Source organism: uncultured Meiothermus sp., assembly GCF_937863175.1.
In the GTDB taxonomy this organism is placed as follows: domain Bacteria; phylum Deinococcota; class Deinococci; order Deinococcales; family Thermaceae; genus Meiothermus.
The window spans coordinates 1-12,020 of record NZ_CALMCQ010000399.1; the positions used below are offsets into that span (position 1 = coordinate 1).

A 12,020-nucleotide genomic window follows, 5' to 3' on the forward strand; every position below is an offset into this window, starting at 1 on the left:
GACCCCTGCCACACCATCTTTGCGCCCGCAGACCGCACCTCGAGTGGTCGAGCGGCGCATCGGCCCACAGGGTGGGGCTATGCATCTGCCCGGCATTCAGGTGGTGGTGCACTCCGGGGCACTGGCCTCGTCGGTTCGTTTCCGCCTCGAGCGCCTGCAGGCGGTTCCCACCTCCCCTCCCCAGGACGAAGTATTCTTTATCCAGACCCTACCCGAGCGCGAGGTGGTGGGAATTTACCGGCTCTCCTCGAGTGCTACCAACTTCCTTAAGCCTATCGAGATTGAATTGCGGGTCAACCCACCCTACCGTCCGGGTAGCCGCATCATTCGGAGCGCGGTCTATGCCTGGGATGGCGAAAGCTATGTCAGTACCCAGGTGCCCAGCACCCGCGAAACCTTCACCCTGAACCGCCTCGAGCTGGGGCTGGGTGCTGGTTCGGGCGGATACCCAGCAGGGCTGGTGCTGGTGGTGTTGCGTGCCCCCGAGGAAAGCCTGCGGCGGGAGTGCCAGGCCAGGGGGGGGCGCTGGACGGGCTCGAGCTGTGAGCGAAGATAGCCATGGCCCGCCGCTCCCCCTACCTCAAGGACTGGCGCCTGGCCGATGTCATTGCGGCCCTCACCGTAATGGGCCGCTACCCGTACTCCAGCCGCCCCGCCGAGGACTGGGGAGATCGGCTGGATACCCCCCGCAGCGCAGCCACCTGGCGTCAGGTTTTCGATGAGCACCCGGAGTTCTTCCGCGTCAGCAACGAGGTGGAGGGCTGGGCTTCGCTAAGGCTGCGGCATGGCTTTGACCGTAGCTATAGTGTCGTGCGCCAGCGCGAGCTTTCGTTCGAAGAGTTAAGCCTGGTTGACTCCGAAAACCCGGCCTACAAAGACCTCACCCGCCGCCCCCTGACCCCCGAAGAGCTCGAGTCCCTTACCCAGATTGCCATCAGCCTTCACACCCGCGCCATAGCCCACGAAGGCGAAAGGCGCTGGCTTACCCCCTTGCTTTTCGCTTTGCTGGGAACCGTCCTGGGGGTGGTGCTGCAAGCCGCCTTGCGGGGAGGGTAGTGCTGGCTATACCCGACCTCCTCGAGGTTTTTTGCAGGCCTGCTGCGATCGCCTGGGATGCGCTTGATACTCCGTCTCGAGACGGGTTGGGTTTCGACCTGAACCCCGGGCATCCAGAGGGGTCGGCGGAGGCGTAATCAGAATTGATGCGGCCCAGCCGTAAGACAGCTTGCACATCGCCGCCCGCATACCGATATGCTAGGGCCAATGTCGCCTTTCCTGGCCGTGGGATATGGCCTCTATGCGCTCAACGTCCTGGTAGGAATGGCCGCACAATTGCGGCTGGGGCAGTTTGGCATCTGGCACCACCGGCTCTATTTTGCAGTTTTCGTCAGTACAATTGCCGCTTTAGTTTTTGCCAGAGAAGGGTGGCTTTTGCTCACCGTGGGCTGTCTGGCCTTGTTCCCCAAAGCCCGGCCCCACACCTGGCTCCACCCTACACTGGGTGGGGTAGGGTTGGTGGGATACTTGTTGGCGATAGGGGGGTGATATGGAGTTCCTGGACGTTATCCGGAAACGTAAAACCACCAATGGCCCCTTTCTGGACAAGCCTGTATCCAGGGAACACCAGCATTTGCTGATGGAGGCCGCCAGCCGCGCTCCCAGCCATTTCAACTCCCAACCCTGGCGCTTCATTTTAATTGAAGACCGCGTCAAGCGCGAAAAGATTGCCGAGATCGGTGGGCGCACCATGCAACAACTGATCGCCGAAGGAAAGTTTTTTGAGCGCTACCGCCCCTATTTTCGCTTTACCGAACAGGAGATGAACGAACGGCGCGACGGCATTCTGATTGATCAGTTACCGGGTCCGTTGCGCCCTTTTACCCGCCAGATCACCAGTCCATCGGCCCTGGGTCTCCTGCGAACCTTACGGGTTCCTCAAACCCTGGGTGAAGACAACCGCAGGCTGGTCGCGGGTTCACCGCTGCTGCTGGCCGCCCTGCTGGACAAGCAGGAGTATCGTCCAGGGCAGCTCTCCGGCTTCTACAGCGTGCTGGGATTGGGCATGGCTATTGAGAATATCTGGCTGACTACCGTAGAGCTGGGCATGGGTATTCAGTTTGTCTCCACGCCCATGGAAATCCCCGAGGCCTGGGATGAGATAAAGCAGCTGCTGGCAGTGCCCGATCACCTGGAGCTAATGGCGGTTTATCGGCTGGGTTACCTGCCCCCAGAAAAACCCCGCCCCCGCATTGACTGGAAATCCGACCACCGAAAGCGCATCTCGCAGTATGTCTACCGCGATTCGTGCGCGACCTCCGAAAGCGATGCCTGAGGCTTGGCCATGCATCCAAGAATTCTCAGCGTTGCCACTGCCAACCCACCCCACAGGGTAAGTCAGTCTGAAGTGCGTGACCTGGTGCGGATTATGTTCGACCGACTGAGCGGCCTCGACCGCCTCATTGCCGTTTTCGAAAACACCGGCATTGAATCGCGCTACATCTCGGCGCCCCTCGCATGGTTCACCGAGCCCCAGAGTTTCGCGAACAAGAATCGTCAGTGGTTCGAGACAGCCCTGAGCCTCTGTGAAAGCGCCAGCCGCACAGCCCTCCAAAAGGCCGGGGTTGCGCCCGAACAGGTAGGGGCGGTGGTGCTGGTCACGACCACCGGGATCGCCACCCCCGGCCTCGAGGCCCATCTTATCCAGCGTCTGGGCATCCCGCTCTCGGCAGTTCGCCTCCCCATCTGGGGCCTGGGGTGTGCGGGGGGCCCGGCAGGACTGACCAGGGCTGCCGAGATAGCCCAGAACCGCCCCGGTCAGTATGCTCTGATGGTTGCCGTAGAGCTGTGTAGCCTGACTTTTGTGCGCGGTGATCTGAGCAAAAGCAACCTTGTCGCCACCAGCCTGTTTGCCGATGGGGCCGCTGCGGTGGTGCTGGGGATGCCGACCTTTTCCAGTTCAGCCGATGGCCCATCCGTGCTGGGCGGATTCAGCCGGCTGTTGCCGAACAGCTACGAGGTGATGGGCTGGGATGTGGTACCGGACGGTCTGCAAGTCCGCTTTGCCCAGAGCATCCCGGCGCTGGTGGAAGGCGAACTCGGCGACCTGATCCGGGATGGGCTCGCTAGCTATGGCATATCGGCCTCGGATGTGCATACCTGGACGCTCCACCCTGGTGGGGCCAGGGTGCTGGCTGCCTACCGTGACGGGATGGGGGTGGATAAAGAGAGCCTCGAGGCTTCCTACTGCGTGCTCAAGAAATTTGGCAACATGTCCAGCCCCACGGTGCTTTTCGTGCTGGCCCGCCAGATGTACCAGCTTGAAAAGCCCGATCCCGGAAGTGTCGGTGTTTTGCTTGCTCTGGGGCCAGGTTTTGCTGCCGAAGGAGCCGTTTTACAGTGGTAGCGATCTGGGTCGCACTGGCTTTTGTAGCCCTACAGCGCTTGCTCGAGCTGCGCCTGGCCCGAAACAACCTGCAGTGGGCACGTTCGCAGGGAGCCCAAGAGTATGGACGTGAACACTACCCCCTGTTTTTTCTCTTGCACCTGGGCTGGATGTTGGGTTGGCTGGTCGAAGGTCTGGTGCGCAGCCAGCCCTCCCCCATCTGGTGGCTCTGGCTGGCAGTATTTCTGCTTGCTCAGGGTCTGCGCTACTGGGCGATACTCAGCCTGGGGAGGTACTGGAACACCCGCATCCTGATCGTGCCGGGCGCCAAAAAGGTTACCACCGGGCCATACCGCTATTTCCCCCACCCCAACTACCTCGCGGTGGCGCTGGAACTGCTCTCTTTGCCACTTATTTTTAATGCCTGGCTTACCGCCAGTGTGGCCACGATTCTGAACGCAATTCTGCTGCTGAGTATTCGTATTCCTGCCGAAGAACGCGCCCTGCGGCAGTATGGTCAGGGAATCAAGGAATAACCACGCCCACTCATGGCTCCCGATCCGGCATGGTCAGTCCTGGGGTATTGGCTGACTTTTGACCAGGGCATACGCATAACCATCGGTTAGAGCCTTGAGCGAGGCTTCCAGGTTGTTCTTGCTGGCCCCTACGGTGCTCCACCGCTCGCCCCCATGGGTCATGTCAATCATCACCCGAACTCCTGAGGCAGTTCCCGCTTCCTGGCCTGATAAAATCCGAACCTTGTAGTCGGAAAGCTCGATCTCGGCAATCTCCGGGTAGAAGGGTTCGATGGCCTTGCGGAAAGCCTTGTCCAGCGCCGAGACCGGCCCGTGCTGGCTCTCGCCAGCGGTATGTTGCAGCCTCTCGCCCACCTTAACCCGCACGGTAGCCTCGGCCCAGGTGGGGGTGTCGGGGTTGTGGTCGTTAACATGCACGAAGACCGTAAAACCTTCCACACTGAAGGGCAGCGTCCCACCCCGCAGCTTGTGGGCCAACAGGTAGAAACTGGCCTCGGCCCCCTCAAAGGAGTAGCCGGTGTGTTCCAATTGCTTTACCTCGTCTAGCAGTGTTCCAGCGGTCTCTTTGGGCACATCTACACCCGACTCTGCCAGTTTGGCCAGCAGATTGGAGCGGCCCGACAAATCTGAAACCAACACCCTTCGGCTATTGCCCACCGCCTCGGGGGGCACATGCTCGTAGGTGCGAGGGTCTTTGAGCACCGCCGAGACGTGGATGCCGCCCTTGTGGGCAAAGGCGGCTTCGCCCACATACGGCGCACGCAGGTTGGGCGCCAGGTTGGCCCGCCCATCCACCAACAACGAAACATCGCGTAACTCGTGAAGTTTGTCGCGGGGAATTCCCTGCAACTCCAGTCCATATTTAAGAATGAGGTTGGGAATCAGACTGGTCAGGTTCAGATTGCCGCAGCGTTCCCCGTAGCCGTTGATGGTGCCCTGCACATGGGTCGCCCCAGCCCGCACCGCCGCCAGAGCGTTGGCCACTGCCAGTTCGCTGTCGTTGTGGGGGTGGATTCCCAGTCTGTGCCACGGGAACTTTGCTCCTACGACCTGGCAGATCTCGAAGATTTCTTCGGGAAGACTGCCCCCGTTGGTATCGCACAGGCACAGGGTATCGGCCCCGCCGCGCACTGCCGCTTCCAGGGATTGCAGCGCGTACTCCCGGTTGGCTTTGTACCCATCAAAGAAGTGTTCGGCATCGTGAATCACCCGCCTGCCCTCGGCCACCAGGTAACGGTAGGTCTCCTCTATCATGCGGAGGTTTTCCTCGAGGCTGACCTCGAGGGCGTGGGTCACATGAAAATCCCACGACTTGGCCACCACCGTCACCACCTTGGTAGCAGCCTCGAGCAGGGCCTGCACCGAGGGGTCGTCCTCGGGCTTCACGCCCTTGCGCCGGGTAGAACCAAAGGCGCAGAGCTGGGTCGCGCCCAGGTTCACACCCTTCATGCGGGCGAAGAACTCGGCGTCTTTGGGGTTGGAGCCGGGCCAGCCGCCCTCGATCAGGGGTACCCCGAAAGTAGCCAGACGCTTCGCAATGGCGATTTTGTCGTCTGAGGATAGGTTTACAGCCTGGCCCTGGGTGCCGTCGCGCAGGGTGGTATCGAGGATCTCGATCATGTTTCACTCAATTTTTCATAGTCAAGGAGGTCTTGGGTGCGACCCGCAGCTTGCTTGTTCTTGAGTAAATCAGGCAGGCCGATTAGACAAACCTGCACTCCATCTATAAGGCGATCTTCTTTAGCCTTAAACGCTTCGGCAAAAGTCAGGCCAGGCGCTGAAGTCAAAAGGTCAATGCGTACAGGTGAATAGCCGATCTGAACGAAGGTTCCCGGTTGCAAAAAATCCCCCTCGCTAAGACCCAGCGAGGCCATGCCAAACTCTTCTAAGGCAGCTATCAAGCTTCTGGCATTATCAGCCGTTGGGTCAATCCAGATGTCCAAATCTTTGGTGTAACGGGGGTATCCATGCGCGACTACCGCATAGCCCCCCACCAGCAAATACCTAACCCCATGCTTGCCTAACAACTCTAAAAACTCTCTGAAGTCTTTCTCCAGTACCATCGGGCCACCCATGGTAATCCCTACGCAGCTCGTAGAGCGCAGCCAGGCGCTCCTCTACGGGCCGCGTTCTCCAGTAGCTCACGTCGGACGGTTCTTCGCCCATCCTGCCTTTGAACACCACCGCTGCAATTCGCCGCTGCATGACCCAATTCTACCATTTATTTACCCCCAGGTTCCGCCACCCGTACGACCACTCCACGAGCTTCTTCCCGCCCACCTCGATCTCCTTCTCCCCCACCTTTACTCCGCCCAAGCGCTGGTAAAAACCCACCGTTGGGTTTTCGGCCAGCACCCATAGAAACATCGAGCCATGGCCCCTTTGGACCATCTCTTCCACAAAGCGCCGAAAGAGCTGACGCCCGACCCCCTGGCCCTGATGGACTTGGAGCAGATAGATGGCCCACAACTCGCAGTCAAACCCCTCCACTGGCTCCTGCGGCGGGCCGCCTGCCACAAAACCCACCACCCTGTGACCTGGGTCTTCCGCTACGAACAACACCCCTTTCCAGCCGGGGTTCTCGAGGCCGCTTCGCCACATCTGCTCGCGCCGTTCGTAAGACAGACCCTCCAGGTACACGTCGGGGACAATGCCCCGGTAGATCTCGCGCCAGGAGTCCACGTGGACCCGGGCCACGCCGGGGATGTCTGCGATAGTGGCCAGGCGGATCACCCTCTCGCTTTCCATACCTGTTGCTAGAGTGGCCACGCGGATCAGACTCTCTCCTTCCATACCTGCTGCACCAGCATCAGCGCCCCGCCCCGCGAGAGCAGCTGGTCGCGCTCGTCCTCGAGGTCGCGCTCAAACCGGGGTACCAGCTCCTCGTAGGCGGTCATGAGGTCTTTGACCAGCAGTTCGTCTACCGCAGTCAGCCACCGCTCCATGCGAAGAACCGTGGCCCTCAGCTCGTCCAGCGAAACCATAGCACCCCCCCAAAGCAACAAACGGCTAGTTACCCGCTACTTTCCCAGCCCCAACCGCTGCACCTCTTCCAGCGAGCGCGGGTGCCGCGCGGCCTGGCCCGCCGCCAGTTTGTTGGCTGCGTCGAGGTAGGCCCGCGCCGAGGCTTCAATGATGTCGGGGGAGATGCCGTGTCCGGTGGCCAGAACCTCGCCGAGCTTGAGTTTGACCATTACCTCGCCCAGCGCCTCGGTGCTGCCGGTTACCGACTCCACCCGGTAGAGCTCGAGTTCCGGCCTGAACCCAATAGCCTCGGAAAGGGCTTTGTAGACCGCATCTACCGGGCCATCGCCAATCGCGGTGGTGGTGACTACGCCTTTGGGGGTCTCGAGGCTGATGGTCGCTGTGGGCAGCATGCCATAGCCCGAGAAGAACTGGAGTTTTTCCAGCGCGAACAGGTGAGGAGCCGAAACCGCCTCGCTTTCCACCAGGGCCCGCAGTTCCTCGGTCTCGATGGGGCCTTTGCGCTCGACAATCTCGCGAAAACGGGCGAAGACCGTGCCGATCTGCGAGTCGTCGAGCTTGTAGCCCAGGTCGGCCAGGGCTTTCTTCACCGCTGCCCGGCCAGAGTGTTTGCCCAGCACCAGTACCGCCGCCTGCCGGCCCACCAGCTCGGCGTTCATAATCTCGTAGGTCTCTTTATTCTTGATTACTCCGTCCTGGTGGATGCCCGACTCGTGGGCAAAGGCATGGTCGCCCACAATGGCCTTGTTGGACTGCACCACCATCCCGGTGTAGCGCTCGACCATCCGGCTCATCCGGTAGAGTTCACGGGTGTTGATGCGGGTATGGGCCTGGTAATGGTCACGGCGCACATAGAGCGCCATCACTGCTTCTTCCAAAGCCGTATTGCCGGCTCGCTCCCCGATGCCGTTGATGGTGCACTCGATCTGGGTAGCCCCGTTCTCGACTGCGGCCAGGCTGTTGGCGGTGGCCATGCCCAGATCGTCGTGGCAGTGGGCCGAGATGTGCACCTCGCGTCCGCGTACCACCTCCTTATAAATCCGGCCAATCAGGGCGCCGTACTCCGGGGGGGTGCCATACCCGGTGGTGTCGGGGAGGTTGATGGTGGTGGCTCCAGCCTTGATGGCGGTCTCGTAAAGCTTCATGACGAACTCGAGGTCGGCCCGCATCACGTCCTGGGCGCTAAACTCCACATCGTCGGTAAACTGCCGGGCATAGCGCACCATCTCCTCGGAGACCTCGAGGATCTGCTCGGGGGTTTTCTTGAGCATGTACTCCAGGTGCACCCTGGAGGCACTGGTGAACACATGGATGCGGCTTTTCTCGGCTTTTTCCAGGGCTAGGGCGGCCCGCTCGATGTCCAGCTTGTGGGTGCGGGCCAGCCCGCAGATCACCGGCCCCTTTACCTCACGGGCAATCCTCTGTACGCACTCGAACTCGCTGGCCCCATTGACCGGAAACCCAGCCTCGATGATGTCCACATTGAGGCGGCCCAGGCCGTGAGCAATCTCCAGTTTCTGTTGCAGCGAGAGGGCTACGCCAGGGCTTTGCTCCCCGTCGCGCAGGGTGGTATCGAAAATTCGGATATGTCTCATACAACCTCCGGTTGTGCCGGTAGCTGATAGCTGATTGCTTACTGCCAAAAACTCTTTTTGCTATCAGCTACGTGCTCTGAACTACCAGCTACCGACCATGGGCTATCAGCTATGTTCTGTCAGCTATTGGCTATCTGCTATCGGCTATCAGCTATCGACTATCAGCTTATTAGCTACTAACCTCCTCCTTACTAAAACGCGATTTCAAAAACGGCATCATGGCCCGCAACTTGGGGCCCACCTGCTCGAGGGGGTGGTCTTTCCAGTAATTGCGATTGGCGTTCAGGGTGGGCTGCCCCACCACGTTCTCCAGCATCCACTCGCGGGCAAACTCGCCCTGCTGGATCTGCCGCAGCACCTTCCGCATCCGGGCCTTGGTCTCGTCGCGGTCTACCACCATGGGGCCACGGGTATAGTCGCCGTACTCGGCAGTGTTGGAGATGCTGTAGCGCATCCCGGCAAACCCCGACTCATAGATCAGGTCTACGATCAGCTTGACCTCGTGCAGGCACTCAAAGTAGGCCATCTCGGGCGGATACCCAGCCTCCACCAGGGTCTCGAAGCCCGCCGTAATAAGCTGGGTCAGGCCCCCGCACAACACGGTCTGCTCGCCGAACAGGTCGGTCTCGGTCTCGTCTTTAAAGGTGGTGGCGATGGTTCCAGCCCGGGTGCCCCCATTGGCCTTGGCATAGGCCAGCGCGGTGGGAAAGGCCGATCCAGAGGCATCTTGATAGACCGCAACCAGCGAGGGGACGCCGGAGCCTTTCTCGTACTCCGAGCGCACCAGATGGCCGGGGCCTTTGGGGGCCACCATCCAGACATCGAGGTCGGGGCGTGGCTTGATCTGGCCAAAGTGGATGTTAAAGCCGTGGGCAAAGGCGATGGCAGCGCCTTCTTTGAGGTTTGGCTCGACCTCGGCCTTGTAGACCGCGCCCTGGGTCTCGTCGGGCAGCAGAATCATCACCAGATCGGCTTTTTTAGCGGCCTCGGCCACCGGCAACACCTCGAGCCCCGCCTTTCTGGCTTTCTCCTCGTTGCGGCTGCCGGGCCGCAGCCCCACCACTACCTTAACCCCCGAGTCGCGCAGGTTGAGGGCGTGGGCGTGGCCCTGTGAGCCAAAGCCCAGGATGGCTACGGTTTTGTCCCTGATGAAGCCACTATCTGCGTCCTGGTCGTAATAGATTTTCATTCTTTCCTCCTTTAGGAGTCTTGAGTCCAGGGACTGCCCTAGACCGTTGACTCTCGAGACTAGACCGCTTTCTTCTCCCGTACTCTGAGCACCTGCTCACCCCTGGACATGCCCACCGCCCCGGTGCGCATGACCTCGAGCAACCCATAAGGGCGCATGGCCTCCACAAAGTTGGAAATTTTGTGGGAGTCGCCGGTCAACTCGAAGATGATGGACTTCTTGGCCACATCCACAATCCGGGCCCGGAAGGCCTCGGCAATGTCCTTGACCTCGAGGCGTTCCTCCATCCCGGCGATTCCGACCTTGACCAGGGCCAGCTCGCGCTCGACGTGGGGCTCGGAGTGGTCGGTTACCTTGATGATTTCAATCAGACGATTGAGCTGCTTTTCGACCTGCTCCAACACGGCATCATCACCCGAGACCACCAGTGATATGCGCGAAAGCCCTTCCTGATGGGTACGCCCCACCGCCAGCGACTCGATATTAAACCCCCGCCTTGCAATCAGGCCTGCGATGCGTTGCAGGACGCCAGGGTTGTCTTGAACCAGCACCGAAACGAGATGTCGCACTATGAAACCTCCGGTTTCGCTTATGGCCAGTAGCTGATAGCAAATAGCTATGTCAAAAAAAGCTTCTGGCTATCGACGTCAGTCCCCCGCCACCGTCTCGCGCGGGTTCTCGATGATCATGTCCTCCGCCGCCCCGCCCGAAGGGATCATGGGGAAGACCCCTTCCTCGTGGTAGACCCGGGCCTCCAAGAGCACCGGGCCGGGGTGGGCCAGCACCTCCTTCACGGTCTCCTGTAGCCTGGTTTTGTCGGTAAGGGTGAGGCCTTTGATGCCATAGGCTTCGGCCAGTCTGGCAAAGTCGGGGTTGGAGTCGGCCAGGTATACCTCGCTGTAGCGCTTGGCATGGAACATGTCCTGCCACTGCCGCACCATGCCCAGGAAGCCGTTGTTCAGAATCACCACCTTGACGTTCAGGTTGTGCTTCTTCAGGGTGGCCAGCTCTTGCAGGGTCATCTGGAAGCTACCGTCGCCGTCAAAGTCCAGGACGGTCTCGCCGGGCCGGGCCAGCGCAGCTCCAATGGCGAAAGGAAGCCCTACTCCCATGGTGCCCAGGCCACCGGAGTTGATCCAGGAGCGCGGGATGTCGAACCTGTAGAACTGGGCGGCAAACATCTGGTGCTGTCCCACCCCCGAAGTTACTATGGCTTTTCCCTGGGTGGCTTCCCAGAAAGCCTGAATGACTTCCTGACTTTGCAGGTGGGGCTTGGGCTTCCAGGCAAAGGGATGCTTGGTTTTCCACTCCTCCAACTGCCCCCACCATCTGGGGGTATTCAGCTTCTGGGCTCCTTTAGTCAGCTCCGCCGTCACCCATTTGGCATCGCCTACCACTGGAATGGCGGTCTTGACCAGCTTGCCGATCTCGGCGGGGTCAATATCCACGTGGATAATGGTGTGGGCGTGGGGAGCAAACCTCGAGACCTTGCCGGTTACGCGGTCGTCAAAGCGCAGCCCGATGGCCAGAAGGGTATCGGCGTGATGAATAGCGCGGTTGGCTGCCACCGAGCCGTGCATTCCTGGCATTCCCAGGCAGTAGGGGTGGGTACCGGGGAAAGCCCCCAGACCCATCAGGGTAGGAACCACCGGGATCCCCAATTTTTCGGCAAGGGCGGTGATTTCAGGGGCCGCGTTCTGCGCCCCTCCTCCCACCATCAAAATTGGCTTCTCGGCTTTTTGCAGGGCTTCTAAGGCCCGCTCAATCTGGCGTGGATGCCCTTTGAAAGTAGGCTTGTACCCAGGCAGGTCTATCTCCACCTCAAAACTGCCGCCAAACTCGGCCTGCTGCACATCCTTGGGAAAGTCAATTAGCACCGGGCCTGGCCGCCCGGTCGAGGCAATATAGAAAGCCTCAGCAATGACCCTGGGAATGTCGTTTACACGGCGCACCTGCATGTTGTGTTTGGTTACCGGCTGGGTAATGCCCACCACATCGGCTTCCTGGAAGGCATCGGTGCCAATGAGATGTTGGGGTACATTGCCCGTCAGGGCTACTACAGGCGTGGAGTCCATCAGGGCATCCTGCAACCCGGTCACCAGGTTCAAAGCCCCCGGCCCCGAGGTAGCCATGCAAACCCCTACCCGGCCCGAGGCCCTGGCATAGGCGGTGGCCGCATGGACGCCCCCCTGCTCGTGTCGCACCAGGATATGCCGGATGAGCGAGTCGTAGAGGGCATCGTAGGTGGGCATAATGGTTCCACCCGGATGCCCAAAAATCGTATCCACACCCTGCATCTCCAGGGCTTTGAGGATGGCGGCGGCTCCGTTCAT

At 60.4% G+C, this 12,020-nt stretch carries 14 protein-coding genes; 6 read left to right on the forward strand and 8 right to left on the reverse strand.

Translation table 11 applies throughout. From position 1 onward, the window contains the following. The 6 genes from Q0288_RS14890 to Q0288_RS14915 form a co-directional block, all read left to right on the forward strand. On the forward strand, window positions 1-556 hold a 556-nt coding region (locus tag Q0288_RS14890; RefSeq protein WP_366914780.1), incomplete at its 5' end, for a hypothetical protein. Between the two features lie 2 nt (window positions 557-558). Beyond that, window positions 559-1,056, forward strand: a complete 498-nt coding sequence (locus Q0288_RS14895; RefSeq protein ID WP_299432029.1) for a hypothetical protein — start codon at window positions 559-561, stop codon at window positions 1,054-1,056. A 207-nt stretch (window positions 1,057-1,263) separates the two neighbouring features. Next, window positions 1,264-1,545 (forward strand): hypothetical protein, encoded by a 282-nt coding sequence (locus Q0288_RS14900; RefSeq protein WP_299432032.1) that lies wholly within the window; start codon window positions 1,264-1,266, stop codon window positions 1,543-1,545. A gap of 1 nt (window position 1,546) precedes the next feature. Then, the gene (locus Q0288_RS14905; RefSeq protein ID WP_299432035.1) at window positions 1,547-2,332 is read left to right on the forward strand and encodes a nitroreductase family protein; all 786 of its coding nucleotides are present in this window, start codon (window positions 1,547-1,549) and stop codon (window positions 2,330-2,332) included. Between the two features lie 9 nt (window positions 2,333-2,341). Continuing rightward, a complete protein-coding gene (locus Q0288_RS14910) occupies window positions 2,342-3,403 on the forward strand; it encodes a 3-oxoacyl-[acyl-carrier-protein] synthase III C-terminal domain-containing protein (RefSeq protein WP_299432038.1) in 1,062 nt (353 codons plus the stop codon). Beyond that, a complete protein-coding gene (locus Q0288_RS14915; protein WP_299432041.1) occupies window positions 3,397-3,918 on the forward strand; it encodes an isoprenylcysteine carboxylmethyltransferase family protein in 522 nt (173 codons plus the stop codon). Before Q0288_RS14910 ends, Q0288_RS14915 begins: the two co-directional genes overlap by 7 nt. Before the next feature lie 33 nt (window positions 3,919-3,951). On the opposite strand, the gene cimA is transcribed toward Q0288_RS14915, so the two are convergent. The 8 genes from cimA to ilvB form a co-directional block, all read right to left on the reverse strand. Then, entirely contained in the window at window positions 3,952-5,538 is a 1,587-nt protein-coding gene (gene cimA / locus Q0288_RS14920; RefSeq protein ID WP_299432044.1) for a citramalate synthase, read from the reverse strand. Continuing rightward, the gene (locus Q0288_RS14925) at window positions 5,535-5,981 is read right to left on the reverse strand and encodes a nucleotidyltransferase (RefSeq protein ID WP_299432047.1); all 447 of its coding nucleotides are present in this window, start codon (window positions 5,979-5,981) and stop codon (window positions 5,535-5,537) included. Before Q0288_RS14925 ends, cimA begins: the two co-directional genes overlap by 4 nt. A gap of 151 nt (window positions 5,982-6,132) precedes the next feature. After that, the gene (locus Q0288_RS14930) at window positions 6,133-6,666 is read right to left on the reverse strand and encodes a GNAT family N-acetyltransferase (protein ID WP_299432050.1); all 534 of its coding nucleotides are present in this window, start codon (window positions 6,664-6,666) and stop codon (window positions 6,133-6,135) included. 26 nt (window positions 6,667-6,692) lie between these two features. After that, window positions 6,693-6,902, reverse strand: coding sequence for a hypothetical protein (locus tag Q0288_RS14935; protein ID WP_299432053.1), 210 nt, complete (start codon window positions 6,900-6,902; stop codon window positions 6,693-6,695). A 36-nt stretch (window positions 6,903-6,938) separates the two neighbouring features. Next, on the reverse strand, window positions 6,939-8,498 hold the full coding sequence (locus tag Q0288_RS14940) for a 2-isopropylmalate synthase (protein WP_299432056.1): 1,560 nt from the start codon (window positions 8,496-8,498) through the stop codon (window positions 6,939-6,941). A gap of 169 nt (window positions 8,499-8,667) precedes the next feature. Next, window positions 8,668-9,687 carry a ketol-acid reductoisomerase gene (gene ilvC, locus Q0288_RS14945; protein WP_299432060.1) on the reverse strand — a complete coding sequence of 340 codons (1,020 nt, stop codon included), beginning with the start codon at window positions 9,685-9,687 and terminating at the stop codon, window positions 8,668-8,670. A gap of 59 nt (window positions 9,688-9,746) precedes the next feature. Further along, window positions 9,747-10,256, reverse strand: a complete 510-nt coding sequence (ilvN, locus tag Q0288_RS14950) for an acetolactate synthase small subunit (protein ID WP_299432063.1) — start codon at window positions 10,254-10,256, stop codon at window positions 9,747-9,749. Between the two features lie 78 nt (window positions 10,257-10,334). Beyond that, complete coding sequence (ilvB, locus tag Q0288_RS14955; RefSeq protein WP_299432066.1) at window positions 10,335-12,020, reverse strand: biosynthetic-type acetolactate synthase large subunit; 1,686 nt, start codon at window positions 12,018-12,020, stop codon at window positions 10,335-10,337.